Consider the following 24,164-nt stretch of genomic DNA (forward strand, 5'->3'; position numbering starts at 1 on the left):
ACGTTCCAGCCCGCGCCGCGGAAGAACGCTTCGAGTTCCTGCATGATCTTGCCGTTGCCGCGCACCGGCCCGTCCAGGCGCTGGAGGTTGCAGTTGATCACGAAGTTCAGGTTGTCCAGGTTTTCGTTCGCGGCGAGCTGGAGCAGGCCGCGGGACTCGGGCTCGTCCATTTCGCCGTCGCCCAGGAACGCCCAGACCTGCTGGTCGCTGGTGTCCTTCAACCCGCGGTTATGCAGGTAGCGGTTGGACTGCGCCTGGTAGATCGCGTTCATCGGGCCGATGCCCATCGAGACCGTGGGGAATTCCCAGAACTCCGGCATCAGCCGCGGGTGCGGGTAGGAGGACAGGGCGTGGCCCTCCTTGGACTTCTCCTGACGGAAGCCGTCCATGTCCTCCTCGGTCAGGCGGCCTTCCATAAACGCACGCGCGTACATGCCGGGCGAGGCGTGGCCCTGGAAAAAGACCTGGTCACCGCCGCCCGGGTGGTCCTTGCCCCGGAAGAAGTGGTTAAAGCCCACCTCATACAACGTCGCCGCACCGGCGTAGGTGGAAATGTGCCCGCCCACGCCGATGTTCGCCTTCTGCGCCCGGTGCACCATGATCGCAGCGTTCCAGCGCATATACGCCCGGTAACGCCGCTCAAACTCCTCGTTGCCGGGGAACTGCGCTTCCTGGTCCACGGGAATAGTGTTCACGTAGTCCGTCGTGGTCACCATCGGCACCCCGACGCTCTGCGCGCCGGCACGCTGCAGCAGGCTCCGCATGATGTATTGGGCACGCTCAGTGCCCTGTTCCCTGATCAGCGCGTCCAGGGACTCAACCCACTCGGCGGTCTCTTCCGGATCACGATCAGGCAGCTGGTTAGTCAACCCGCTGAGGATATGGGAGGTATCTTCTCCTGCAGCCACGTCAGCCTCGTTTCGTCGTTGAATGTTGGCTCATGTTTTCGTATTGTGAGAAAACAATCTTGCAATTCGAGATTATGACGGCAGGCCCTACTATTCAATTGTGACCGCGACGATGAGGAGCTTTGCATGAGTAGTCCAGAGAGGGCCCGGAGGGTCGCTGTCATCACGGGGGCCGGCTCCGGCATTGGCAGGGCGGTTGCCAGGCAGATGCTGGCAGCAGGCTACCGTGTGGCGCTTGCCGGGCGCCGGGAAGCGCAATTGGTGGACACGGCTGACGGTCATCCCGATGCACTGGTGGTGCCCTGTGACGTCACCCGGCCCGACGACGTCGAGCGTCTCTTCGCGGACGTCATCCGGCGGTGGGGGAGGGTCGATGTCCTCTTCAACAATGCGGGCGTGTTCGGCCCTGCGGCGTCCGTGGATGAAATCGCCGTGGCCGACTGGGACGCAGTCCTGGCGGTAAACCTGACCGGCTCCATGCTGTGCGCCGCGGCGGCCGTGCGGGCCATGAAGGCCCAATCACCACAAGGTGGACGGATCATCAACAACGGGTCCATCTCGGCCCACTCGCCGCGGCCCCGCACGGTGGCGTATACCGTCACCAAGCATGCCATGACGGGCCTGACCAAGAGCATAGAGCTCGATGGCCGGGCCTTCGGCATCACGTGCGGGCAGATAGACATCGGCAATACGGCCACCGACATCATGGATACCATCGGTGTCGGCTCCGGCGCGCTCCAAGCTGACGGTTCGCGGAAGGTCGAGCCGATGTTCCCCGTTGAGGACGCCGCCCGCGCCGTGCTCCTCATGGCCGGCATGCCGCCGTCGGCCAGTGTCGGCTCGGTGGTGATTACTGCAGCAGGAATGCCCTTCATCGGCCGCGGCTAGCGCCGGCACCCTTACCCTTCCGCTGCGATGCAGACGGCACCCGGGGGTTCACCCGCGGGCGGCCGCCGGCATCGCGCCGTTTTGCGTGCCCGCATCCCTGTACTTAAGTTTTCACATTGCGGAATTTGATTTTCCTCTTGCGGAAATAGTGTGACCGGGGTTACGTTGGAAACAGACCCCGATCTCCGGGGCTGTTCCCGATTGATAGGTACAGATCAATGAAGATCCCAGATTCCGCGGCGCTGAAGGCGAGTTCGGCGCCGTCGAAGAAGAAGCCCCTGTATAGGTCGCTCTTTTTCCAAATTCTGATCGCCGTTGTGGCAGGTGTTCTCATCGGACATTTCTGGCCGGCCCTCGGCTCACAACTGAGGCCGCTCGGTGATGGCTTCATCCAGCTCATCAAAATGATCATCGCGCCGCTGATTTTCCTGGTGATCGTCACGGGCATCTCGGCCGTAGGCGACGTCAAAGCGGTCGGAAGGGTCGGAGTAAAAGCCCTTCTCTACTTCACCGCGGCCACCCTCTTCGCGCTGGTCTTCGGCCTGATCGTAGGCAACCTCGTTCAGCCCGGTGCCGGGCTGAACATCGACCCCAGCACGCTTTCCCAGGAAGCCCTGGACGCCAAGACCGGCCATGCCGTGCCCAAGGACGCCGCGGCCTTCATCCTGGACGTCATCCCCACCAGCGTCATCGGTGCTTTCGCCAACAACAGCCTCCTGCAGGTCCTGTTCTTCTCGGTGTTCTTCGGCGCAGCCATCGTGGTCATCGGACGCGAACGCTGCATGTCGGTCATCAGCCTCATGGAGACCGTCCTGGAGCTCATCTTCAAGATCATGTCCTGGATCATGAAAGTGGCGCCGATCGGTGCCTTCGGGGCCATGGCGTTCATCATCGGCCAGTACGGACTCGATACACTGGGCACTTATGCGCTGCTTATCGCCGCATGCTACGGCGCGGCCATCATCTTCATCGGACTGCTGTTCCTCGTGGCCTGGGGCTTCGCCCGGGTTCCCCTCTGGCATTTCCTGAAGTACACCCGCGAGGAGTTCCTGCTGGCACTCGGCACCGCCTCCACCGAGGCCGTGATGCCGCGCATCATGACCAAACTGACCAACGCGGGCTGCTCCCGCGCCACTACCGGCCTGGTGGTCCCCACCGGCTACTCCTTCAACCTCGACGGCGCCGCGATCTACCTTTCGATCTCGCTCCTCTTCCTGGCTCAGGCCTTCGGACACCACCTGGACTTTGGCCAGCAGCTGGCGGCCCTGGGAGTCCTGCTCCTGACGTCCAAGGGTATGGCCGGAGTTCCCGGATCGTCCTTCCTGGCACTGTCCGCGACCGCTGCCGCCCTCGGAATCTTCCCGGTGGCCGGCGTCGCCCTGCTCCTCGGCGCAGACCGGCTGATGGACTCGATGCGGGTGGTGGTGAACCTCCTGGGCAACTGCGTCGCCACGTTCGTCGTCTCCAAGTGGGAAGGCCAGTTCGACCGGAGCGTGATGGTCCGGGCATTCCGCGGCGAAATCACCAACCACGATTCCGCCATCATGCTCGGCGTGGAGGACGACTTCGAGGACCAGGAGCTACAGCGGATCAGCGGCGGCCAGGAACCGTCCCCCAAGTTCCGCGGCGGCCCGAACCCGGAAGAGATCCCCGAGTTCCACATGAGGCGGCCCACCCACGCCGCTGCCGCACCTGACGCGTCTTCGGACGCAGGGCACGAAAAGTAACAGCCGCGCGAAATCCCGGGCCGGTACGTCGGCGCAAAGCATGGAACCCCGCTCCTGACAGGGCGGGGTTCCGTGCTTCGCGGGACACAACCGCGATCCAGAGGCAGTGCCGCTGAATCGCTCATCGAAGACGTGCAGATGGTCGGGCTGAAAGGCCGGCTCAGCTGCCCCGGTAGGTGGAGTAGGCAAACGGACTCAAGAGGAGCGGCACGTGATAGTGGGCCTCCGACTCCACCACGCCGAACGTGAGGGTCACTTCCGGGAAGAAGGTTTCGGTGCCACTGGCGGCGAAATACTTGCCCGTGTCGAAGGCCAGGCGGTACGTCCCGGTAGCCAGGCGGTCCGGTCCCAGCTGTTTGATCCGCCCGTCCTCGTCGGTAACGCCTTCGGCGATCTGCGCCCAACCCTTACCGTCGAGAACGCTGAGGGTTACCGGGACATCCGCCGCCGGTTTGCCGGAGCCGGTATCAAGCACATGGCTAGTGACGTGGGAGGTGCTCATTTGCTGATCAGCCCTTCGAGTCGGAGCACAGCGATTTCCCGTAGCTGCTGGCCAATGATGGGTTGTTCTTCTTCGGGAGTGTGGCCGAGCCTGGTGTGGAGGGCAGCCAGGATCTCCTCGCGGCTGCGGCCCGCGGCGCGGATCAGGAAGACCTGGCCGAATTTCTCCTCGTAGGCCCGGTTGCCTTCTGCCAGGGTCCGGGCGACGGTGGCATTGGCCGCGCCCAGTCCGGCCTGTTCCGACTGGGACAGCTTGGCTTCTGCGCTGTGGCCCTTCGCCTGCTCACCGATCCGCGGATGGTGGGCGAGGGCTGCGTCCATTTCCGCAGGGGTGAACGGGGTGGCAGCCTCCCGCGCCGATGCCAGAAGGGAATCGAGGCTGGAATATGGCCGCGCGTCGGCGAGCTCGTCGATCCAGCGCTGGATGTCCAGGCAGGGGCGCAGGAATTCGGTGGCTTCTGTGCGGCCGGCCGCATTGAACTGTTGTAGGTGCATAACAGATCCTAATATGTCGATGCTGGCATCCACGGTGTAGGCTATGCGGCTATTTCATTTCGCATCGTGGAACTGTTATTTCAGCGTATGCAAAAGTTAACAGTACTTCGCAAGGGCGTGTCAACCGGCCCGGCGTCCCGAGGGAAGCATTCGGACGGCAGGGGTCTTAGTAGGCCTGGAATGCGTATTTATCGTAACTCAATGCATGATTTAGGCTGGCCGTGGCCCGAACGTGATGTCCGGCACGCAATGACGCGCCGCCATAGTCCGGTCGCCCCAAATTCTAAGGCTAACCATGTCCTGAGGGGCCAAGCCCCGAAGTATTTTGAAAGTGAGTCAATGGTGACTAAAACCGCATATAACGTCCAGGACGTTATCGACAACACACCCATGGGTGTCAAGCGCTGGTCCGTCGTGGCCCTTTGCTTCGTGATCGCCCTGTTGGACGGATTCGACACGCAGTCCATCGCCTTCATCGGACCGGCCATCGCCGACGATTTCGGCCTGCAGGCCACCGACATGACCTGGGTCATCACCGCCAGCACCATCGGCATGTGCGCAGGTGCCATGACTCTGGGCACGTTCGGCGACAGGATCGGCCGCAAGAAGACCATCCTGCTGGCCCTAGTCCTCTTCGGCGTCTTCTCACTGGCCGGTGCCTTCGCCCAGACGCTGGAGCAGATCATCGTCCTCCGGTTCTTGATCGGTCTCGGCATGGGCGGTGCAACACCGGCACTCCTGGCCCTGACGGCGGAGTTCAGCCCGAAGTCCCGCCGCGGCACCTTTATGACCCTGGTGCTGCTTGGCCTGCCGGGCGGTGCGCTGCTTGGCGGCCTGGTGGCCGCCGCCTGGCTTCCCGTCATGGGCTGGCGCGGCATCTTCCTGCTGGGCGGCGTGCTTCCGCTGGCGCTGCTCCTGATCTGCCTCAAACTGCTCCCCGAATCCCCGGTGTTCCTGGCCACCAGGCGCACACCGGCTGCGCAGGCTGAGGCACGCAAAATCATGGCAGCCATCTCCGGAAAGCCGGTGGATCCGGGCACTGAACTGGTCACCGAGGACAAGAAGGAAGAACGGAGCTCCATCGCCGCGCTGTTCTCCGCGAAGTACCGGATGGTCACCATCGCCGTCTTCTCCACCTATCTGCTGAACTGGATCGCCTGGTACCTGTTGCTCCTCTGGATGCCCACAGCCCTGAAGACGCTGGGCCTGGCAGCTTCACAGGCCGCCATGGGTACCGTGACCGTCAACGGCGCCTTCATCCTTTTCGCTATCCCGCTGTCCATCATCCTGCCCAAGGTCAACGCGCGGAAACTGCTGCTGGTCATGTTCGGCGCCGGGATCCTCGTGGCGCTGGGCCTGGGCCTGGCCGGCTCCAATTTCGCCGTGGTGTTTATCCTGATCGGCCTGGCGGGATTCGGTATTGGCGGCCAGCAGCTGGCCCTGAACTACCTGATCGCGAACGCCTACCCCACCCAGCTGCGAGCCACGGCCACGGGCTGGGGCATCGGAATCGGCCGCCTCGGCTCCATCGTGGGTTCAGCCCTGGGCGGGCTTATCCTCGCCGGGTTCGGTGCCTCCGGCTACTTCATGACACTGGCTGTGCCGCTGGTCCTGGCCGCCCTCGCCACTTTGCTGGTGCGCAATTCGGTTGCCGCCGCCGCGGTAGAAGCTGAAAGCGAACCGGCCCCAGCGCTGAATCGCGAACCCGCCCTTTAGGCGGGCGGACACGCAGAGGCAAGCTACGAAGGATACGAAAGAAGGACACATGGCGATGCGCTTTACGGACAAAGTTGTGGTGGTGACCGGAGCCGCCCAAGGCATCGGGGCCGTCGTCGCCCATCAGGTTGCCGCCGAGGGCGGCACGGTGGTGCTGGCCGACCGGTCGGACCTGGTGGCGGAGGTGGCTGCGGAAATCGCTGCGGGCGGCGCAACGTCCCGGCATTTCCTCTGCGACCTGGAGACCTACGCCGGCGCCACGGACCTGATGGCCTATGCCGTGGCGGAGTTCGGGCGGATCGACATCCTCATCAACAACGTGGGCGGCACCATCTGGGCCAAGCCGTTTGAGCACTACGAGGCGGACGAGATCGAGGCCGAAGTGCGGCGTTCGCTCTTCCCGACCCTGTGGTGCAGCCGGGCCGCGCTGCCGCACTTGTTGGAGCGCGGGGCCGGCGTCATCGTCAACGTCTCCTCGATCGCCACCCGCAGCCGCAACCGCGTGCCGTACGCGGCGTCCAAGGGCGGGGTCAACGCCTTGACGGCGTCGCTCGCATTTGAGGCCGCGTCCAAGGGCATCCGAGTGGTTGCCACTGCACCCGGCGGCACGGAAGCCCCGCCGCGGAAGGTGCCGCGCAACCCCAACGAACAGTCGGCACAGGAAGCGGTGTGGTACCAGGAGATTGTGGACCAGACCACGGAGAGTACCCTGTTCAAGCGCTACGGAACGCTCGCCGAGCAGGCCGCGCCGATCCTTTTTATGGCCTCGGACGACGCCAGCTACATCACCGGCACCGTACTTCCGGTGGGTGGCGGCGACCAGGGCTAGCGCTCCTTCCCCGGGCACACAACAGAAGCGGACGACGCCGGGAGCCCCCGGCGTCGTCCGCTTGTGCTTTGCAGTGGTACAGCTTTTGCATTGGGACCGAAGGGGCTAGTCCTGGTAGATCGCGATGAAGCGGCCCACCACGCCGCCCTTGCGCAGCTTGTCGATCGCCTCGGGGATGTCCGCCTGGGTGATCAGGTTCATTGGCGGGGTCAGCTCGCCGGACTTCATCAGGGCGTAGAGGTTTTCGAGGTCCTCCTTGGTGCCCGACTTGGAGCCCTTGATGGAGAGCTGGTTGATGATCAGCGGGTAGGTGTTGATGGTGGACTCGAGGCGTCCCATGCCCACCTGCACCAGCGTGCCGAACTCGGCCAGTGTCTCGAGCGCGGCTGCGGTGGTGGTGCCGAAGCCGGCGTAATCAACAATCAGGTCCAGCTTCTTGTCCTTGAAGGCTTCGATGGAGTCCGCAACTCCAGCAAGGCCGATCTCGTCGGCCAGCTTCTGCGTCTCGGGATTCACTTCGGCGCCGTACACCTCGGCTCCGGCGAGCACGGCGACGCGGGCGCCGATGTACCCGAGGCCGCCGAGGCCGATCACGCCGACCTTCATCCCTGCCCTGGCTCCGCCGACGGCCATGATGGCGTGGTACGCGGTGAGCCCGGCATCCGTGGCCATGGCGCCGAGTTCAAACGTGACCTCGTCCGGCAGCTTCACCAGGTTGTCATCCGTGGCGAGCAGCTTGGGACCGAACCCGCCGTTCCACTTTCCGTAGCCGAGGGCGTCGCCGTCGCTCATCACAGGGGAGAGGCCCACGCGGTCGCCGACCTTCCAGTGGTCCATGCCTTCGCCCACCTCCGTGATAACACCAGCATTTTCGTGGCCCATGGTGCGGGGGAGTTCGGGGAACAGCGGCATCCACCCGGCGTCGTCGAGGGCGGTGACGTCGGAGTGGCACACTCCGGCGGCCTTGACGCTGACGACCACCTGGCCCGGACCGGCAGTCGGTTCTGCGACCTCGTTGAGTTCCAGGGGGTTGTTCGTGCCGTTGAACTGCCATGCCTTCATGGGGCATTCTCCTTCGTCGATCCATTGGATAGCTTCATGCATATGCATGCACTTAGCTTCACCATACTCCTCTTTCAGAGAGTCGGCGCCCCAATGTGATCCAACTATCGTGCGGAGTCCCCCGGGGCACAAAACAGCGGACGACGCCGGAAAGTCCCGGCGTCGCCCGCTTCTGTTTTCGTCTGGAACCGTTAGGCGGTGACCAGCTGGTGGTCGTCGCTGCGGACGCTCAGCGTGAAGGTATTGGGGCCGCTGGCGTGAACCGCGATGCGGCACTTGGTGGTGTTTGCCTTGACCGAGAGGTCCTGCGCGGCGGCGTCGAGAGTGTGGTCAATCGCGGACCGGTCCCAGATTTTGAGGGATACGGAGTGGCTGGATTCAAACGTCATTGTCAGTACTTTCGCTCATGCAGTTAACGGCCCGGTCATCCTTGATAAGGCCGCATCCTCGTCGGTGAGGATTGCTGATCTAGGTGTGCGGAGCCACGAGGCTCCTACTTCATGGTTCATGGTGGGCCCCGCGCTTGACAACTGAAACGGCGAAAGTGTGATCGATTACACGTTCGTGAAGGAAGCTCTCAGTAAAGGAAAATATCGATCCACCCGCGGTAGGCAAGCGGAAGATGAAGAACGGCGCCCTGGGAACCCGTTGACACCCCGCGATGGCAGGCGTATTGTACAACCAAATGGTTGTAGATCAGCTCAGTGATGCGGACGTTGACCGCCTGTTCCAGGCACTCGCGGACGCCACCCGCCGGGACATCGTGCGGCGGGTAACAATGGCCGAGTATTCCGTCTCCGGCTTGGCTGCGCTCTACGCCATGAGTTTCGCCGCCGTCCAGAAGCATGTGGCGGTGTTGGAGCGCGCGTCCCTGGTGACCAAGGAGAAGCGCGGCAGGGAGCAGATTGTGCGGGGCAACCACGAAGGACTGGAAAAGGCCCGCCGGCTGCTCGATGAGTACGAGGCGATCTGGCGGCAGCGCGCCGGTCGGATTGCGGACATTCTGGCTGAAGGATAAGGAAGGTACGGCAATGCCTGTTATCAGTTCCACCAAGAATCTCGAGGCCCTCAGCCTCACCCTCGTGGCGGAGTTCGACGCCGCCGTCGAACGCGTCTGGCAGGTCTGGGAAGACCCGCGGCAGCTGGAGCGCTGGTGGGGTCCGCCCAACTATCCGGCCACGTTTGACCGGTTCGACTTCCAGCCCGGCGGGAAGGCCGCCTATTACATGACCACCCCCGAAGGCGAGAAGCCCCGCGGTTGGTGGAAATTCACCTCCATCGAGGCGCCGCGGAAGCTCGAGTTTGATGACGGTTTCGCGGACGAATCCGGCGCGCCCGTGGATGCCATGGGTATCTCGCACGCCGCCGTGGACCTGGAGGACCTTGGCGGCCGCACCCGGATGACCATCCTGTCCGGCTTCGAGTCCGAAGAGCAGATGGAGGAAATGGTCAAGATGGGCATGGAGGAAGGCATGAAGGAAGCGGCCGGCCAGATCGACGCCGTTCTCGCCGAGCACGCGCGGGCGGTCTAGCGGCAGGGGTCGGCGCGGGTTAACGGCAGGGAGCGCGCGTTTTAGCGGCGGCGGGGCGGTGGTGCAAGAATCAACATGAACCGCCGCCGTCGAGTCGAGGAGCGCCACATGTCCGAACTACAGGATTCTCTCAGCGAATGGGCCGTACTGTGGGGCCGTGTCCGCGGAACTGACCCCGCCGCCGACGTCTCCACTGTCCTCATCCCCTCCGAAGCGGACCATTCCGATGCCTTGGCCCAAGCGCAGGAGCAGGGGCTCTCGCCCCTGGGAGAACATGTTTTCCTGACTGCCGCCACAGCCGAGATTGCCGCAGCCCACTCCCTCCCGGAAAACGCCCAGGTAGCTTCGGCTCCCATGGAGGACTACGACGTCGCCGAGATCTCTGTGTTCGACCATCCTGTCGGCGGTGGCCGCATCAGCGTTGGCGAGCAGGCGGCGGTCATCGGCAACCTCCGTTTCGAAACTCCGCAGGACCGGGACGAATACGAACCGGCCTTGCTGGCCACCCTCGCCGAAGAGGCCTACCTCCACGGCGCCCACACGCTGATCCTCATCGTGGACCCGGACGAGGCGGACCGCTTCCTGGCCTCGGGATGGACCGCGGCCGGGCGTGTGCTTAGTTTCGGGCAGGCCTGACGCCGTGGCGGATGTCGCTGTTCAGCCGTGGGTGAAGAACTACCAGCCCGGTGTGCCGGCAGAGATCGAACTCCCCACCGAGTCCCTGACGGCGATGCTGGAACGCTCCGTAGCCGAAGCCGGCACCGCCCCGGCGCTGGAGTTCTTCGGCCGGCGCACCAGCTACGCCGAGCTCGGGGAACAGGTGGACCGTGCCGCCGAGGGCCTGCGGCAGCTGGGCGTGAGGGCCGGCGACCGGGTGGCCCTGATCCTGCCCAACTGCCCGCAGCATGTGGTGGCCTTCTACGCAGTCCTCCGCCTCGGCGCGGTGGTGGTGGAACACAACCCGCTGTACACCTCCCGGGAGCTCCGCCACCAGTTTGAAGACCACCAGGCCCGGGTGGTCATCGCCTGGGACAAGGCGGCTGCTGCCATCCGGGAGTTCCCGGCCGACATCGAGATTGACCACGTTGTTTCCGTCAACCTGCTGACGGCATTTCCCGCGGTGAAGCGCCTGGCACTGGGCCTGCCCGTGGGGAAACTACGCGAAACCAGGGCATCCCTGACCGCCCCGGCTCCCGGCACCATGCCGTGGAAGCAGCTCCTGCGCCACGGCCGGATTGACCCGGCACACCCGCGGCCCTCGGTGGAGGACCTCGCGGTCATCCAGTACACCTCCGGGACCACCGGCAGGCCCAAGGGTGCCATGCTCACCCACTTCAACCTCTACGCCAATGCCCTCCAGGGGGAAGCCTGGATGCAGGGTGCCGAGTACCGCAAGGAAGTCTTCTACGCCATCCTGCCGATGTTCCACGCCTTCGGTATGACCCTCTACCTCACCTTCGGCATCCGTAAGCAGGGCCTGCTGGTGCTCTTCCCCAAGTTCGACACCGACCTGGTGCTCGCCGCCATGAAGAAGTCCCCGGCCACTGTCTACTGCGCAGTCCCGCCGATCTACGAGCGCACCGCGATGGCGGCCAGGGAAAAAGGTATCTCCCTGCGCAGCTGCAAGTACTGCATCTCCGGCGCCATGAACCTGCCGGACCACGTGGTGGAACTCTGGGAATCCGTGTCCGGGGGCCTGCTGGTGGAGGGCTACGGCATGACCGAATCATCGCCCGTGGCGCTGGGCAATCCTTTCCATCCGAGCCGGCGGCCCGGCACCATCGGCGTGCCGTTCCCGTCCACGCTGATGAAGGTGGTGGAGCTGGATAACCCCGCCACGGAAGTAGGGCCCGGCCTGCAGGGGGAGCTGCTGATTAAGGGCCCGCAGGTCTTCCAGGGCTACTGGAACAACCCCGAGGAAACGGCAAAGACCCTTACTGCGGACGGCTGGCTGCGGACCGGCGATATCGTCACGGTCGATGCCGACGGTTTTGCCACAGTGGTGGACCGCGCCAAGGAGCTGATCATCACGGGCGGGTTCAACGTCTCACCCAGTGAGGTGGAGTCCGTCCTGCGGCTGCACCCGGACGTGAAGGACGCCGCCGTGATCGGCAAGCCGCTGGAACGCGGCGGTGAGCTGGTGGCAGCGGCCGTTGAGCTTGAACCCGGCACGGCGCTCGATGAGGAAGCCCTGCGCGCCCACTGCCGGGAGCATCTGGCCGGCTACAAGGTGCCGGGCCGGATTGTGGAAATCCAGGACATGCCGCGGTCCATGCTGGGCAAGATCCTCCGGAGGCAGGTCCGGGACCAGGTCCTTCCGCAGCTGTAAGGAAACGGAACCCTCAAGTCTCTGGGACATAAAGGCTAAGGGCACGATGCCGGGAGGTTCCGCGCGTCGTGCCCTTAGTTTTGTTTGCGTTGTTGCTGGTGGCCGTGTTTTTACTTGGTGACCGCGAGTCCGGTGTCCCAGTTGAAGTCGGCGAACTCGGGGTTCGCCTGCATGGTCATGAGGACGAACTGGAAGCCCTCGAGCTCGCGGGAGCGCTTGAGCGGACCCACCACCAGCGGGCGCATGCCGCCGGCGCTGACGAAGCTGCTGACTGCCCGGGTGGCATCCGCGTTGTCTCCGGCGATGAAGACATCCAGCGGCCGGCCGGCGGACTCGCCTGCCACCAGCGTGCCGGCGAAGGTGGTGTTGAAAGCCTTGACTACATTGGCTCCAGCCGGCGCGAGTGAGGCGATCTCCTCGGCAGCCGACGTTCCGGGCTCCACCACCAGGGAATCGAAGGTTTCGAAGTTCACGGGGTTGGTGATGTCCACAACCGTTTTGCCTGCGAGCCGGTCGCCGTAGGCCTCGATAACGGATTTGGCGGCGTCGAACGGAACGGCGAGGACCACGATGCTGCCCTGCGGCGTGCTGTCCGTGCTGCCGTATGTGACGTTTGCCCCGAGTTCGGTCGCCAGTGCCTGGGCCTTGGCGGCATCCTGGCCGAGGATCTCCAGGTTCTTTCCTGCTGCGAGGGCGCGGGTTGCGATGCCGCGGGCCATGTTGCCGTTGCCGATGATGGTGATGTCAGTCATGGTGTTCTTCTTTCCGAAAAGGCGGGCGAGGAGGTTTTTCATCAGATTCTGTTCTGCTGGAGGATCAATACTTGAAGCTACAACTAAATATAGTCCCGTAAAGTTAAAGCGTCAAGCTTTTTCCGAAAAAACTTCCAACCCGTTTGCGGTGTAGGCCGCGTGCGCTTCGGCTCCGTGCAGGAACTCGCGCAACTCCGGCCCTCCGGCAGCCCGGGACCCAGTGCCCAGCGCCGTCGAGAAGTAGGTGTACTCCTGGACGGCCTCCGGAAGCGGGCCAACAATGGTGGCCTCGGGAACCAGGATCAGCTCGCTGAGTTGGTGGATGGCAAGGTCCGCGCGGCCATCAAGCAGCGCCGCCGCGGTGGGCCCGGAGTCCACCACGGTGGCCCTGGCTGTGACCTGCCCGCCAATCCCCAGCCGTTCCAGCAGCCCGGCGAAGTAGATGCCGCTGGGCCCGCTGCGGGAGTACGCCACCGAACGGGCACCCGTCACCACACTGACGAAAGCATCCAAGGTGCTGATGTCCGGAGCGGCAGCGCCCGGCGGAACGGCCGCACCCACTCCCGTCCGGGCCACGGGCCTGGGGTCCATCACCATATCCGCTGCGGCCAGGTCCTTCAGGGTGCCGGTGATCCCCGCGATGACGTCCGGGCGGGCTCCTGACTCGATCCGGGTCAGCAGCCGGAAAGTGGGCTCAAAGGTTGCCTCAACCTGGGCACCGCCCGCCGCGATGTACGCGGGAAGGATGGTGTGCTCCACGGCCTGTTTGAGCGCAAAGGCGCAGAACAGCGAGAGTGCGGGGGAGCCGTCGCTGGCAGTTTGGGTGTTCATCGGAGTCTTCATCCTCGGTGGTCTTTGAAGCGGTGCGTTGCACTAATCTATGGGGGTGGCAAGTATCCGAGAAGCGCAGAAGCAGATGACCCGCAGGCTGCTGCTGGAAAAGGCGCTTGAGCTCTTTGAACAGAAGGGCTACGCCGCCACCACCGTTGACGATATTGCCGTGGCGGTTGGTACCACCAGGGCCACCTTCTATGCGCATTACCCGTCCAAAGGCCAGTTGATGCTGGTGCTGGTTGAGCGCTCCAACCGGATCCTGACGGAGGCCGACGTTCCGCCGCTGCGGTCCGTGGTGGAGTCGGGGGACAGGGCTCAGATCAAGCTCTGGCTCTCGCGGAAATTTGACCAGTGGGCCGACATCCGGCCGTACGTGACGGCGGCGCACCAGGCCGCCGCCAGTGAGCCGGAAATCCAGGCGGCCCTGGACGGATGGTTCGATGATGCCATCGACAACATGCAGGCCGGCCTGGATCTGGCAGGCCGGTTCGAGGAATCCAGCCGGCGGGTCCGCTGCGCCCTTGCCTTCGGCGAGCTGGAATTCTTCTCCCGTCGCTGGATGCGGCTCGGCTGGACCGTTGACCGCGAAACGTCGCTTGATCTCATGGTGGACAACTGGTGCTTCCTGCTCGCTGAATAGCCGCGCCGGCGCCGCGCTGTTGAAACCTGAATCTGACCCTTGAATACTGGAAGGGCGAGGTTGGGACGGGCGTGGAGGCGGTGGCGGTCATGGGCGACAACGTTTTCAAACGCCGGCTGGAGCGGGCCGCTGAGCTGCGCTCCTACCGCGGCGCGGGGATTAGCGCCGAAGAGGAAGCGGCCCTTGAGGCGGCCGAGGCAGCCGAGCGGGAAAAGCGCAAGAAGGTGGACGATGCCCGGCGCGCGGAATACCTGATCCGGGACGCCATGGCACAGGGCAAGTTCGACAACCTCAAGTATGCGGGCAAGCCCATCCCGGGGCTGGGAGAGGCCTATGATCCGGACTGGTGGGTCAAGGGCCTGATCCAGCGCGAGAACATCAGCGGACTCGGCCCCAAAGCCATCCTCCTGCGCACCGAGGACGCCGAACTCGACGGCCGGCTCGATGCCCTGTTCACCGAACAGCAGGTCCGGGGCATGTTGGCTGACTTCAACGCGCGGGTCATCGATGCCCGCCGCCAGCTCCAGGGTGGTCCCCCCGTCATCACGAAAACGCGGGACGTGGAAGCTGAAGTGGCCCGCTGGCACGAGCGCCGTGCTTCGCGTGCCGAGGCTGCCGCGCCCGAACCGGAGCCGAGGCCCTCGAGGTGGCGGCGGCTCTGGCGCGGTACTACGTAAGGCAAGGAACCCTGGGCGCGGATCCACTCCGGGGCGCCGAACCACCCAGGTCGCGGAACCGCTGAGGTGAGCGTACGACGGCGGTGCCTCCCGCCGTCGTCAGCCTCCGGGTTCGTCCGGCGGCGGATCGATCCCCGGATTGTTCGGGGGCTGGGGCGGTGCCGGGAAGCCGGGAGCGGGGGCCGGAGCAGGAGCCGGTCCGGGCGCGGGAGGTGGCCCAGGTGCGGTTACAGGAGGAGGCGCAGGCGCAGGCACCGGAGCTGGAGCCGGAGCTGGAGCCGGGGCGGGTGGCGGCTCCGGCACAGGAGCGGGTACCGGTGGTGCTGGCACCGGGGGAGGGGCAGGGGCAGGGACAACGGCCACTGCAGGCGCCGGCGGCGGAACCCAGGGCGCAGGGGGAGCGGGGGCGTACGAGGGTTTCATCATGGATGCCGGTGGCGGCGGGAACGGGTTTGCCGGATACAGCGGAGCCGCCTGCAGCATGTAATTGACCCATTGCGGCCCGGCAATCATCCAGCCATCGAGCCGGGGGTAAAAGTTTCCATTGATGGTGACGTTCTGGCCGGGACGTTTCTGGCCCTCCAGGGCATCACCAAAGAAGGATGCAGTGACCAGGCCCGACGTGTAGCCCACCACCCACGTGGAGCCGTTGTTGTTCGAGGTGCCGGTCTTGGCAGCAGTCGGCATTTTGGTGTGGATCTTGGGGTTGATCCAAAAGCCGGAGCCTTTCACCAGGACGTCCTGCAGCACCGAGTTGACGCCGCGGGCCACGTCGGGCTTGACGGCGTCCCGGCAATCGCTGGGTTGTGCCGGGAGCTTGCCTCCTGTTGCGTCAGTGACGTCCACGAGGGCCACGGGGGTGCAGTACTTTCCGTCGTTGGCAAAGGTGGCGAAGGCGTTGGCCAGGTGCAGCGGGGCCACTCCGGTGGCGCCGAGCAGGTTGCCCAGCTGGTGCATGTTGATCTGGGCGCCATCCAGGCCACTGTGAAGGCCAACGGCGTCCACCATCTTCTGGATGCCGCAGAAGTCCAGCTGGGCGGCGGAGGCGAACGTCGCGGTGTTAATGGAGTTGTACAGCCCATAGTTGACGGGCATGGGGCGGTAAAACCCTTCCTCGGCGTTCTGCAGGTCATCCGCGGCGCCCAGTTCAGGGTTGTTCTGGGCTGTGCTGTAGGCACCCAGCACCTTTCCGCAGCTGTCCCGCCACGGGAACCCCAGCGGATACACCCGCCGGGACGCGTCCACCTCGGCCGTGAGGGACTTGCCTTCGTTGAGCCACTCGGCGAAGGTAAAAGGCTTCATCGTCGACCCGGGCTGGAAACCGCCGGCTCCATTGAGGTCGTTGCCCTGGGGGTCCTTGGCGTCGACGTTGAAGTTTAGTTGGGTGTTGAATTTTCCCTCAGCCGGCAGGAATACCGTGTTCTGCGCCATGGCCAGGATCTTCCCCGTTCCCGGCTGGACTGAGACCAGCGCCGCGCCCCAGTGGTCCGGGTTGGCGCCGGCCGTGCCATCCACCTGCGCCTGCGCGGCTCCCTGCAGTCTGCTGTCCAGCGTGGTGGTGATGGTGAGGCCGCCGCGGTAGAGCCTCCGCTGCCGCTCGAGCAGGCTCGAACCATAAGCCGGGTTATTGAGGATCAGGTGCGAGATGTAATCGCAGAAATACGGCGCCATGGCCGCGTTGGCGCACCCCTGCCGCTCCGGAGTGATTTTGAGCTCGATGGGGGTGGCAGCAGCTTCGTCGTGCTGTACCTGGGTGATCTTGCGGTGTTTGAGCATCTCGTCGAGCACCTGGTTACGGCGGGCCATCGAGTTCTCGGGGTTGAGCGCGGGGTTGTAGAAGGTGGGGCTGTTGACCAGCCCGGCCAGCAGTGCGGCCTGGGGGAGGGTCAGATCCTTGGCGGTGGTGCTGAAGAAGTACTTGGCGGCCGCTTCCACCCCGTAGGCGTCACTGTTGAAGAAAACGATGTTCAGGTAGCCCTCGAGGATCTGGTCTTTGGTGAATTTCTTTTCCAGCGCGACGGCCAGCTTCATCTCCCGCAGTTTGTCCCCCATGTCCTTCTGGCCGCTGAGGACCACCTCGTCCCGTTTGTCCTGGGATAGCCTCGCTTCGTTGATGACATTGGTGACGTACTGCTGGGTGATGGTGGATGCCCCCTGCTGCCCGCCGGAGGTCACATTGGAAAAGAGAGCCCGCATGATGCCCTGGGGATCAATGCCGGCGTGCTCGTAAAAGCGGCTGTCCTCGATCGCTACGATGCCGTCCCTGATGAAGGGCGACATGTTGGCCAGCGGAACCCTGACCCGGTTTTCCGCATAGAAGGTGGCGATGGTCTGACCATCAGCGGTAAGCACCTTGGTGGTTTGCGACGGCGGCTGGACGGTGAGTTCTTCGGGGAGGCTGTCAAAGAATCCGATGGAAGTGCTGACCCCGAAACCTGCGGCGGCCACGGCCGGCACCACCAGGCTGGCGGCCAACACGCCGCACAATGCGCTCGCAGTGAAGAACCCGAGGATCCTTCCCAGGGTCCTGGCCAGGCGATGCCCGCGCTTCTTTTTCTTCGCCATTCTTCAGCCCTCAAGCTTGCGACGTGTGAACAGGATACGCCGCGGAACGGGTGGCAGCCATAGGCCGGACGAACTGACGCAAAGCCGCAATGTCTTCGCCGGAGAATCAGGTTGGACCCTTGCCGCACGATAGTTACCGATATATCGTTAACTATCGGTGATCGGTTCACCAGTTAGTTATTCAACAACTCATGAAGGGACGATGCCACCATGAAAGGCATTCACGATGACAAGTTTTTGGAACCGCCGTTCGGGCGGGGAAAGTTTGAGCGCGGAAGAGGCCGGCGCGGCCCGCACGGGCACCGCGGCGGAGGCTTCGGCCCCGGATTCGGGCCGCGCGGCGGATTCGGGCCGGGATTTGGTCCGGGGTTCGGGCCGGGCGGAGGCTTTGGCCCCGGATTCGGGCCAGGTTTCCGGCGCGCCGGCAGGGGGGACGTCCGCTGGGCGATCCTGTCGCTCCTGGCTGAAGCCCCTTCGAATGGTTACGGCCTGATCAAGACCATCGCGGAGAAAACCTCGGGGGCCTGGCGGCCCAGCCCCGGTTCCGTGTATCCAACGCTTCAGCAGCTGGTGGACGAGGAACTGATCACGCCGCTCAGCGAGGGAAGGCGGACAGACTTCACCCTCACGGATACCGGCAAGGCGTACGTAGCTGAGCACGCCGAGGAGCTGCAGAACGCGTGGAACACCGAGGCGGAAGGATCAGGGCCGGCATTCCACCAGAGCGTGGGGAAGCTGATGGGCGTTATCCATCAGTTCCGGAGCGCCGCAACAGAAGAGCAACGCACTGCAGCAGTGGAGAAGCTCGACGAAACCCGCCGCGCACTCTACCGGATCCTGGCCGATTAGCCAGGATCCGGCGTCGTGCGCTGTCCTCAGAAGTCCGGGCGTGCCCGGACGTCCCGGCTGGGACTATTTCGCTTCTTTCACAGCCTTGCGGACGGTGAACGGAAGCACCAGCCGGGACTGGTGGGTGGCGTCGCGGTAGATCTTGTGGGTGACAGGGCGGCCCACCGGCAGGTGGAAGGCATCCGGGGGGAGCAGGGCGTTGTGTTCGTCCGCCAGCGGCTCGTTGTTGGACAGTTCCACCGTCAGCTTGTGGCCCGGCAGGAAAGTGTTGGCGAACGGGAAGAGGCGCAGCACGTATTCCTCGATCTTGCCCGGTTCCACCGGCTCGGTGCGGGTGTGCGGGTGGCGCGGGTTGCCCTCCGTGGTCCGCTCGTCCAGTTCGCGGTGTGAGGCCTTGAGGTAGCCGCTGGTGATGAGCTGGCGCTTTCCATTGGGGGCGTAATCCCAGAGCCGCATGATGAAGTTGGTGTCAGGCTGGTCGATCTCGGCGAAGATGTGTGCCGCGCCGGTGCCGATCATCTCCGTGGCCTCTTCGAACACAGGCGTGGACCAGCTGATGATTTCCACTTTGTCGGTGACCGTCAGCGGTGCCTGGTAGAAGCCGTCCGGAGCGGCGTACTCCGTGTCCATCAGTTCGGGTTCGGTGGACAGCGCGTGGCGAGGGCGCAGGTACAGGGACTTGTACTCCACGTCCTTCGGCGGCCACTGGTCCGCGGTGACCAGCTCACGGGAGCCCTCCACGAAGACGCTGACGGCGGGTTCGTCCATCACACCGTTGTCGATGCCCTTGATCCAGTAGTCGTACCACCGGAACATCTTGTCGTGTTCCTCAATGAAGGGACGCGACTGCATGGGCGGGTAGGGGCCGATGTCCAGCTTCTTGGGGCCCTTCAGCTCGTTGTAGAGGTCGATGGTGCCATCCAGCGTCCAACCTCGGCCCTGGTCCAGCTGCAGCCACACCGGAATGTCGATGTTCGGGGCCAGGGTGATGGGGTTGCGCTCCTCGTACCAGTCGCCGTCGAGCTCGTTCATGACGATGTCGAACCAGGCCTCGTGGTTCTTCGGGTAGTTCAGGACGTGGACCAGGTTAGGCCATGCTGCGACGTCCGGGTCCTGCAGGCGCTTGCGGACAAGCTCCTTCAGTTCCTCCAGCGAGTACTTTTCGATCATCCGGGACTTGACGCCGTCGGTGAACGCCCAGCCGGAGTCGCCGCCGCGGCCTTCGCGGGCGGCACGCGGCATGAACCACATCACGCCGCCGTGGTAGGTGGTTTCGTAGAAGTCGTAGTGGCCGCCGGAGACGAAGATGGCTTTCAGGTGCGGCGGGCGTTCGGCCGCGGCCAGTACCTGCATGGAGCCGAAGTAGGAGATGCCCACCATGCCCACGTTGCCGTCGCACCAGGGCTGTTCGGCGACCCACTCGATGAAGTCGTAGGCGTCCTGGCCCAGGGAAACACCGCCGGCGTTGTAGTTGCCGATGTGCTCGCCCCCGGACGCGCCGGAGCCTCGCAGGTCGCCGATCACGTGGACGTAGTCTTCCTTGACGATCCGGGCGATGTCACCGGCCTCGATGCAGCCATCCCACATGGGGCTGGGACGCCGCTGCGGCGGGGTGGTCAGGGCCAGGGCCTGGAGCTCCTTGCCGTACGGGCTCAGCGCCACCAATGCCGGACGGGGCTTGTCGTCAGCGCCCTGGTAAGCGTCCGCGGCGAGCTCGATGCCGTCCCGCATTGGAACGCGCAGGTCCTTGCGGATGGCGATCTTTTCCCCGCCGGCATTCCAAAACTGAAACTCATCCATGGGTGCGTAACTCCTCATCTTCGGTCAAGCGGTCGAACGTTGTGCGGTAGCCGTGCAGCGTGGTGAAGAACGGTGACGGCTCCAACGTGGGGTCCCCCTCGTAGCCTAGGTCCTGGGCCACGGGGGCGAACGGTGAATACGGCGAGTCCGAAGCCTGCAGGCCGGCGGCCAGGCAGCCGCACACCGCTTCCTTGACGCGGGACTCGATCTCCAGGCTCCCCTGGAGCGCTTCCCGGGCCTGGTCTGCGTCGAGTTCGACACCGTAGGGTGTGCCATCGGCACGCCTGTAGGGGTGCCCCAGATACAGATGCCGCGGACGGATCTCGTCGCTGAGGTACTGCAGGCTCGAACGGTAGCCGGCGGGGTCCACAAACCCGGGGAATCCATTGGCTGCCCCGTGGACCTGGACGGCGTCGCCGACGAACACGTCGTTCTGTCCGTCAATCACGTAGGCCACCGACCCCGGGGTGTGGCCCGGGATCGCGTGGACGGAGACGGTGACGTCCCCGCCGAGCGAGATGGTCTCGCCGTCCCGCACCAGCATGGTGGGCTCCATTTCACCGGAGATGACCGCGTTTGTGGCCGCCGTCAGCTTCGCCTCGCCGTCGGGGTCATTCAGATACTTCGCCCGCCCGGAAAGGTATTCGTCCACGTGGGCCCGCCGTGAGCGGAGCATCGGTGCGTCGGCCTCGTGGATGACCACTTGGGCGCGCCGTCCCGTCAGTTCCCACAGTGCGTAGGCGCCGCCGATGTGGTCGATGTGGCCGTGGGTCAGGAGAATCCAGCGGACGTCCTCGATGCGGCGGCCGATCGCTTCAAGGGCGGGCACCATGCCTTCGGCGGGCGAGGACGCGATCCCCGTGTCCACGATGGCCGGCTCCGGAGCGTCGATGAAGAAGCTGTAGAGCCCGAACCGTCCCCAGGGGGAGACCAGGGGATGAACGGCAACTGGTGCTGTCATTGCCCCGCCCCCGTTTTGACCGGTGCACTGTTCAGGAAGGAACCCGTCTCTTCGAACGCCCGGTGGTACTCCGGGAGCCAGAAGAAGTGCTGGACGAATCCATGCCCGGCGCCGGCGTACCGGCTGACAGTGGCCTCCACGCCGGCGTCCTTCAGCCGCTGGCCGTAGAGTTCGCCTTCGTCGCGCAGGGGATCGAGCTCTGCCGTAATAACCAGTGCCGCCGGCAGGCCGGTGAGGTCCTCGCGTTTGATGGGGGAGACAAGGGGATCGGCCGGATCCGCACCGTTCTCGAGGTAGAAGGAGTTGAACGGTTTGAGGCCCGCAGTTTCGAGTCCGTACCCGACAGCGTTCTCCCGCATCGACGGGTACCGGTCTTCGTCGAAGTCCAGGTCGAGGGACGGGTAGAACATGACCTGGTGGGTGATCCGGTCGAACCCGTCGTCGTGGGCTTTGGCTGCGACGGCGGCCACAAAAGTGCCGCCCGAGCTGTCGCCCGCAATGGCGAGGTTCTTCCCGTCCCATTTCAGGCTTTCACCGTGCGCCGCGGCCCAGCGGACAACGCCGTAGCAGTCCTCGAGCCCTGCCGGGAAGGCGGACTCGGGGGCAAGCCGGTAGCCAACGGAGATGACCTTGTGGCCCGTTTCCTTGGCCAGGGCCCGCGCCACGTGGTCGTGGGTGTCGAGGCTGCCCAGGAAGAACGCGCCGCCGTGGAAGTAGACCAGCAGCCCGTACGCGTCGGCGTTGGCCGGTGTGTAGATCCGGACCGGCACGTCGCCCGACGGGGTCGCGGCCGTTGCGTTCTCAACGGCGTGCAGCGGCAGCCGGTCTTCCAGCGGCGGGACCTGCGCTGCCTCGCCGGCGCGCATCGCCTCCGGGTTCAGCGGACCCGGAGGAGGCGGCGGCAGGGTACCGAGGATCCTGGCAATTTCGGGATGCAGCGGCATGGCTCAGGCCTGAGCCGGCGCGGGCTGCTGGGACTTGGGCTTCTGGCCCGGGAAGACATCGTTGACTTCTTCCTCGCTCCAGCCCTGGCGGGAAATGCGCTGCAGCTCGTCCGTCACCGGCTTGCGCGTTGCCTGGAACAGGGCCAGGGCCTCCTTGACCGAGCCGGCCTGGGCGAGTGCGTCGGCCAGTGCTCCGGCGTCTTCAATGGCGGAGTTCGCGCCTTGGCCCTGGTGGTGCAGCATGGAGTGCGCCGCGTCGCCCATGAGGACCACGGAGTCGGTGTGCCACGTGTCGACGGGGTCAATGTCGTAGACCGCGCGGATGTTCACGGTGTCCATGTCCAGGCCCCGGGTGATGTCCACGATCCGCTCGTCGAAGCCTTCCACGGTCTTCAGGAGGTCGTCCTTGGTGATGGTGGGCGCCCAGGTGCCGTCCGGGTTCAGGGCGGTGATGTCGAAGGACATCTGGTTGCGGTGGCGCAGCGGCAGCAGGTAGACCTTGGTGCCCTTGCCAATGTACATGCGGAGGTTATCGTCGGTCACCATGCCATGGGCGTCATCGGCGGAGATCACCACGCGGTAGGCGTGCTCGCCGGAGAACACCGGGCCCTGGTCGCTGAAGAGCTGTTCGCGCACTGAGGACTTGATGCCGTCTGCGCCGACCACCAGGTCGGCCTCGGCGGTCTCGCCGTTGGCGAAGGTCAGGACTGAGCGGCCGCCCTTGTCCTCGATGGTCTCCAGCCTGTGGCCGAGCTGCACCATGCCCTCGGGGAGCACGCTGAGGAGGGCTTCAATGAAGTCGCGGCGGTGGATGAGGTAGGTGTGCTTCTCTTCGCCGAATTCCGGCCAGGTGTCCTTCATGATCGGGTCACCGGTGGCGGAGAGGATCTCGAAGTAGTCGCTCGCCGAGCTGACCTTGGCGATCGCGTCGAAGATCCCCCACTGGCGGAACCGGGCGATGGTGGCGGGGCGCAGTCCGATGCCGGCGCCGACCTCGCCCATCTGGGGAGCCTGCTCGTAGACCTTGACGTCTGCACCGAGCAGGCTCAGGGCCTTGGCCGCGGCGGCGCCGCCGTAGCCTGCGCCGACGATGGCGATCTTGAGGTTCTTGATGTCTTCAGCCTTCATGGGATAAGTCTCTTTCGTGTGCCAGGCGGGGCCTGGGGGTAAGTTGTGGTGGTCTGTCCGGGGTCAGGCGTGGAGCGACAGGAAGTCGGCCGGGTTGTCCTCGAGCAGGAGTTTGAGCGTGGCGTCGTCGATCCCGGCCGCCCGCATGTCGGGGATCATGTCCTCGAAGATGTAGTTGATGGTGTGGCCCTTAACGCCCGGCCAGCCAAGGGGGCTGCAGTTGGCATCGGCCGAGACGAGGAGTTTGTCTGCGTAGCCCTTGTTCACGAGGTTGACGAAGTGTTCCATGCGCTCTGCCCGCTTGCGGCCCCAGAACGGCGGATCCGGCAGTTCCAGGTCGTAGCCGAAGGTGTCGAACCCGATGCGGCCGCCCTGCTCGTAGATCCAGTCGTGCGGGGTGATGGGAGCGTTCAGGCCGTCGTCGGCGTGGCCGAAGAGCACACGGTCCAGGGGGAGGCCCTCCTCGTTGAAGATGGTCACCGCCGGCTCCGGGTCGATGGCCAGGTGGGTGAGGATCGGCGCGCCGGTGACGACGGCGGCGCGGGCCGCGGCACGGTAGATGCGCTTGTCCAGGTCGGTCATGCGTCCGCCACGGCTCACGCCGACTTTGATGACGCCGGCTTTGGCGCCGGTGTTTCCTATTCCCACGGTGATCTCGTGGATGAAGACCTTCGCGAGGTAGTCCACGGTTGCGCGGGAGAAGTGCGGGAGGGTGGTGTCGCCGCCAACGAAGCCGGTGCAGGCCACAATGTGCACGCCCGTCTTCCGGGACAGCGACTTGTAGTAGTCGACGTCGCGGCCGTTGCAGATGCCGGTGGCGTCCACGAAGGTGCCGCCGCCGTATTCACGGAACTTCCGGAGTTTCGGCACGGTTTCCTCGTACGCCTGTTCCGGCGTCTTCCACCATTTCGTGTCCAGTTCGGACCCGGGCATGCCGTAGCCGATGTGTTCGTGGACCGCCACGATTTCCAGTTCTTCGGCCGGGATGGTTCCCAGCACGGTGTTGACCTTGGTCATTCGTTCACCT

The 24,164-nt window shown here is 64.8% G+C and carries 23 protein-coding genes and 1 pseudogene; 11 read left to right on the forward strand and 13 right to left on the reverse strand.

Annotated elements, in window-relative coordinates:
* Window positions 1–908: pseudogene (locus tag AB4Y73_RS13980) on the reverse strand (pyruvate dehydrogenase (acetyl-transferring), homodimeric type); the annotation flags it as partial.
* 126 nt (window positions 909–1,034) lie between these two features.
* Between AB4Y73_RS13980 and AB4Y73_RS13985 the strand changes: the two are divergent.
* Window positions 1,035–1,796 carry an SDR family oxidoreductase gene (locus AB4Y73_RS13985; RefSeq protein ID WP_441872482.1) on the forward strand — a complete coding sequence of 254 codons (762 nt, stop codon included), beginning with the start codon at window positions 1,035–1,037 and terminating at the stop codon, window positions 1,794–1,796.
* Window positions 1,797–2,014: 218 nt separating this feature from the next.
* Window positions 2,015–3,523, forward strand: coding sequence for a cation:dicarboxylate symporter family transporter (locus tag AB4Y73_RS13990; protein ID WP_441872483.1), 1,509 nt, complete (start codon window positions 2,015–2,017; stop codon window positions 3,521–3,523).
* A gap of 160 nt (window positions 3,524–3,683) precedes the next feature.
* Here the strand turns inward: AB4Y73_RS13990 and uraH are convergent, their stop codons facing one another.
* Together uraH and uraD are read right to left on the reverse strand one after the other, a co-directional pair.
* Window positions 3,684–4,025, reverse strand: coding sequence for a hydroxyisourate hydrolase (uraH, locus tag AB4Y73_RS13995; RefSeq protein ID WP_441872484.1), 342 nt, complete (start codon window positions 4,023–4,025; stop codon window positions 3,684–3,686).
* Complete coding sequence (gene uraD, locus AB4Y73_RS14000) at window positions 4,022–4,519, reverse strand: 2-oxo-4-hydroxy-4-carboxy-5-ureidoimidazoline decarboxylase (protein ID WP_441872485.1); 498 nt, start codon at window positions 4,517–4,519, stop codon at window positions 4,022–4,024. Before uraD ends, uraH begins: the two co-directional genes overlap by 4 nt.
* A 339-nt stretch (window positions 4,520–4,858) precedes the next feature.
* On the opposite strand from uraD, the gene AB4Y73_RS14005 reads away from it, so the two are divergent.
* Both AB4Y73_RS14005 and AB4Y73_RS14010 read left to right on the forward strand, forming a co-directional pair.
* The gene (locus tag AB4Y73_RS14005) at window positions 4,859–6,235 is read left to right on the forward strand and encodes an MFS transporter (RefSeq protein ID WP_441872486.1); all 1,377 of its coding nucleotides are present in this window, start codon (window positions 4,859–4,861) and stop codon (window positions 6,233–6,235) included.
* Between the two features lie 49 nt (window positions 6,236–6,284).
* Window positions 6,285–7,064: a 1,6-dihydroxycyclohexa-2,4-diene-1-carboxylate dehydrogenase gene (locus AB4Y73_RS14010; RefSeq protein ID WP_441872487.1), complete on the forward strand. Its 780-nt coding sequence runs from the start codon at window positions 6,285–6,287 to the stop codon at window positions 7,062–7,064.
* Window positions 7,065–7,169: 105 nt separating this feature from the next.
* Here AB4Y73_RS14010 and AB4Y73_RS14015 read toward each other — a convergent pair whose 3' ends face one another.
* Together AB4Y73_RS14015 and AB4Y73_RS14020 are read right to left on the reverse strand one after the other, a co-directional pair.
* On the reverse strand, window positions 7,170–8,126 hold the full coding sequence (locus tag AB4Y73_RS14015) for a zinc-binding dehydrogenase (RefSeq protein ID WP_441872488.1): 957 nt from the start codon (window positions 8,124–8,126) through the stop codon (window positions 7,170–7,172).
* 191 nt (window positions 8,127–8,317) lie between these two features.
* On the reverse strand, window positions 8,318–8,515 hold the full coding sequence (locus AB4Y73_RS14020; RefSeq protein WP_441872489.1) for a hypothetical protein: 198 nt from the start codon (window positions 8,513–8,515) through the stop codon (window positions 8,318–8,320).
* Window positions 8,516–8,811: 296 nt separating this feature from the next.
* On the opposite strand from AB4Y73_RS14020, the gene AB4Y73_RS14025 reads away from it, so the two are divergent.
* The 4 genes from AB4Y73_RS14025 to AB4Y73_RS14040 all read left to right on the forward strand — a co-directional run bounded on the left by AB4Y73_RS14025 (window position 8,812) and on the right by AB4Y73_RS14040 (window position 11,987).
* Entirely contained in the window at window positions 8,812–9,144 is a 333-nt protein-coding gene (locus AB4Y73_RS14025) for an ArsR/SmtB family transcription factor (RefSeq protein ID WP_441872490.1), read from the forward strand.
* 13 nt (window positions 9,145–9,157) lie between these two features.
* Window positions 9,158–9,658 (forward strand): SRPBCC family protein, encoded by a 501-nt coding sequence (locus tag AB4Y73_RS14030; RefSeq protein WP_441872491.1) that lies wholly within the window; start codon window positions 9,158–9,160, stop codon window positions 9,656–9,658.
* A gap of 108 nt (window positions 9,659–9,766) precedes the next feature.
* Complete coding sequence (locus tag AB4Y73_RS14035; protein ID WP_441872492.1) at window positions 9,767–10,294, forward strand: hypothetical protein; 528 nt, start codon at window positions 9,767–9,769, stop codon at window positions 10,292–10,294.
* 4 nt (window positions 10,295–10,298) lie between these two features.
* Entirely contained in the window at window positions 10,299–11,987 is a 1,689-nt protein-coding gene (locus AB4Y73_RS14040) for a long-chain-fatty-acid--CoA ligase (RefSeq protein ID WP_441872493.1), read from the forward strand.
* 110 nt (window positions 11,988–12,097) lie between these two features.
* On the opposite strand, the gene AB4Y73_RS14045 is transcribed toward AB4Y73_RS14040, so the two are convergent.
* Together AB4Y73_RS14045 and AB4Y73_RS14050 are read right to left on the reverse strand one after the other, a co-directional pair.
* Window positions 12,098–12,739, reverse strand: coding sequence for an NADPH-dependent F420 reductase (locus tag AB4Y73_RS14045; protein WP_441872494.1), 642 nt, complete (start codon window positions 12,737–12,739; stop codon window positions 12,098–12,100).
* Between the two features lie 111 nt (window positions 12,740–12,850).
* Complete coding sequence (locus tag AB4Y73_RS14050; RefSeq protein ID WP_441872495.1) at window positions 12,851–13,570, reverse strand: molybdate ABC transporter substrate-binding protein; 720 nt, start codon at window positions 13,568–13,570, stop codon at window positions 12,851–12,853.
* Window positions 13,571–13,625: 55 nt separating this feature from the next.
* On the opposite strand from AB4Y73_RS14050, the gene AB4Y73_RS14055 reads away from it, so the two are divergent.
* On the forward strand, window positions 13,626–14,213 hold the full coding sequence (locus AB4Y73_RS14055; protein ID WP_441872496.1) for a TetR/AcrR family transcriptional regulator: 588 nt from the start codon (window positions 13,626–13,628) through the stop codon (window positions 14,211–14,213).
* Between the two features lie 89 nt (window positions 14,214–14,302).
* Window positions 14,303–14,890 (forward strand): J-domain-containing protein, encoded by a 588-nt coding sequence (locus AB4Y73_RS14060; protein WP_441872497.1) that lies wholly within the window; start codon window positions 14,303–14,305, stop codon window positions 14,888–14,890.
* A 99-nt stretch (window positions 14,891–14,989) separates the two neighbouring features.
* Here the strand turns inward: AB4Y73_RS14060 and AB4Y73_RS14065 are convergent, their stop codons facing one another.
* Window positions 14,990–17,455 carry a transglycosylase domain-containing protein gene (locus AB4Y73_RS14065; RefSeq protein WP_441872498.1) on the reverse strand — a complete coding sequence of 822 codons (2,466 nt, stop codon included), beginning with the start codon at window positions 17,453–17,455 and terminating at the stop codon, window positions 14,990–14,992.
* A gap of 210 nt (window positions 17,456–17,665) precedes the next feature.
* On the opposite strand from AB4Y73_RS14065, the gene AB4Y73_RS14070 reads away from it, so the two are divergent.
* Complete coding sequence (locus AB4Y73_RS14070; RefSeq protein WP_441872499.1) at window positions 17,666–18,304, forward strand: PadR family transcriptional regulator; 639 nt, start codon at window positions 17,666–17,668, stop codon at window positions 18,302–18,304.
* Between the two features lie 63 nt (window positions 18,305–18,367).
* On the opposite strand, the gene AB4Y73_RS14075 is transcribed toward AB4Y73_RS14070, so the two are convergent.
* From AB4Y73_RS14075 to AB4Y73_RS14095, 5 genes are all read right to left on the reverse strand, one after another.
* Window positions 18,368–20,104 carry a CocE/NonD family hydrolase gene (locus AB4Y73_RS14075; protein ID WP_441872500.1) on the reverse strand — a complete coding sequence of 579 codons (1,737 nt, stop codon included), beginning with the start codon at window positions 20,102–20,104 and terminating at the stop codon, window positions 18,368–18,370.
* Window positions 20,097–21,065, reverse strand: a complete 969-nt coding sequence (locus AB4Y73_RS14080; protein ID WP_441872501.1) for an MBL fold metallo-hydrolase — start codon at window positions 21,063–21,065, stop codon at window positions 20,097–20,099. The genes AB4Y73_RS14075 and AB4Y73_RS14080 overlap by 8 nt, the downstream gene beginning before the upstream one ends.
* A complete protein-coding gene (locus AB4Y73_RS14085; protein WP_441872502.1) occupies window positions 21,062–22,009 on the reverse strand; it encodes an alpha/beta hydrolase in 948 nt (315 codons plus the stop codon). Before AB4Y73_RS14085 ends, AB4Y73_RS14080 begins: the two co-directional genes overlap by 4 nt.
* Window positions 22,010–22,012: 3 nt before the next feature.
* The gene (locus AB4Y73_RS14090) at window positions 22,013–23,137 is read right to left on the reverse strand and encodes an FAD-dependent monooxygenase (RefSeq protein ID WP_441872504.1); all 1,125 of its coding nucleotides are present in this window, start codon (window positions 23,135–23,137) and stop codon (window positions 22,013–22,015) included.
* A gap of 63 nt (window positions 23,138–23,200) precedes the next feature.
* Window positions 23,201–24,154, reverse strand: coding sequence for a phosphotriesterase family protein (locus tag AB4Y73_RS14095; protein ID WP_441872505.1), 954 nt, complete (start codon window positions 24,152–24,154; stop codon window positions 23,201–23,203).
* Window positions 24,155–24,164: the final 10 nt, after the last annotated feature.

Source organism: Pseudarthrobacter sp. TAF60_1 (assembly GCF_052113505.1).
Lineage (GTDB): Bacteria > Actinomycetota > Actinomycetes > Actinomycetales > Micrococcaceae > Arthrobacter.

Excerpts from the sequence above, each read along its gene's own strand:
- uraD (WP_441872485.1), bottom strand. The coding sequence starts at position 4,519 with ATGCACCTACAACAGTTCAATGCGGCCGGCCGCACAGAAGCCACCGAA.
- AB4Y73_RS14015 (WP_441872488.1), bottom strand. The coding sequence starts at position 8,126 with ATGAAGGCATGGCAGTTCAACGGCACGAACAACCCCCTGGAACTCAAC.
- AB4Y73_RS14010 (WP_441872487.1), top strand. The coding sequence starts at position 6,285 with ATGGCGATGCGCTTTACGGACAAAGTTGTGGTGGTGACCGGAGCCGCC.
- AB4Y73_RS14045 (WP_441872494.1), bottom strand. The coding sequence starts at position 12,739 with ATGACTGACATCACCATCATCGGCAACGGCAACATGGCCCGCGGCATC.
- AB4Y73_RS14085 (WP_441872502.1), bottom strand. The coding sequence starts at position 22,009 with ATGCCGCTGCATCCCGAAATTGCCAGGATCCTCGGTACCCTGCCGCCG.
- AB4Y73_RS14060 (WP_441872497.1), top strand. The coding sequence starts at position 14,303 with ATGGGCGACAACGTTTTCAAACGCCGGCTGGAGCGGGCCGCTGAGCTG.
- AB4Y73_RS13990 (WP_441872483.1), top strand. The coding sequence starts at position 2,015 with ATGAAGATCCCAGATTCCGCGGCGCTGAAGGCGAGTTCGGCGCCGTCG.
- AB4Y73_RS13985 (WP_441872482.1), top strand. The coding sequence starts at position 1,035 with ATGAGTAGTCCAGAGAGGGCCCGGAGGGTCGCTGTCATCACGGGGGCC.
- uraH (WP_441872484.1), bottom strand. The coding sequence starts at position 4,025 with ATGAGCACCTCCCACGTCACTAGCCATGTGCTTGATACCGGCTCCGGC.
- AB4Y73_RS14005 (WP_441872486.1), top strand. The coding sequence starts at position 4,859 with ATGGTGACTAAAACCGCATATAACGTCCAGGACGTTATCGACAACACA.
- AB4Y73_RS14030 (WP_441872491.1), top strand. The coding sequence starts at position 9,158 with ATGCCTGTTATCAGTTCCACCAAGAATCTCGAGGCCCTCAGCCTCACC.
- AB4Y73_RS14035 (WP_441872492.1), top strand. The coding sequence starts at position 9,767 with ATGTCCGAACTACAGGATTCTCTCAGCGAATGGGCCGTACTGTGGGGC.
- AB4Y73_RS14095 (WP_441872505.1), bottom strand. The coding sequence starts at position 24,154 with ATGACCAAGGTCAACACCGTGCTGGGAACCATCCCGGCCGAAGAACTG.
- AB4Y73_RS14070 (WP_441872499.1), top strand. The coding sequence starts at position 17,666 with ATGAAAGGCATTCACGATGACAAGTTTTTGGAACCGCCGTTCGGGCGG.
- AB4Y73_RS14075 (WP_441872500.1), bottom strand. The coding sequence starts at position 20,104 with ATGGATGAGTTTCAGTTTTGGAATGCCGGCGGGGAAAAGATCGCCATC.
- AB4Y73_RS14050 (WP_441872495.1), bottom strand. The coding sequence starts at position 13,570 with ATGAACACCCAAACTGCCAGCGACGGCTCCCCCGCACTCTCGCTGTTC.
- AB4Y73_RS14090 (WP_441872504.1), bottom strand. The coding sequence starts at position 23,137 with ATGAAGGCTGAAGACATCAAGAACCTCAAGATCGCCATCGTCGGCGCA.
- AB4Y73_RS14065 (WP_441872498.1), bottom strand. The coding sequence starts at position 17,455 with ATGGCGAAGAAAAAGAAGCGCGGGCATCGCCTGGCCAGGACCCTGGGA.
- AB4Y73_RS14025 (WP_441872490.1), top strand. The coding sequence starts at position 8,812 with ATGGTTGTAGATCAGCTCAGTGATGCGGACGTTGACCGCCTGTTCCAG.
- AB4Y73_RS14080 (WP_441872501.1), bottom strand. The coding sequence starts at position 21,065 with ATGACAGCACCAGTTGCCGTTCATCCCCTGGTCTCCCCCTGGGGACGG.
- AB4Y73_RS14020 (WP_441872489.1), bottom strand. The coding sequence starts at position 8,515 with ATGACGTTTGAATCCAGCCACTCCGTATCCCTCAAAATCTGGGACCGG.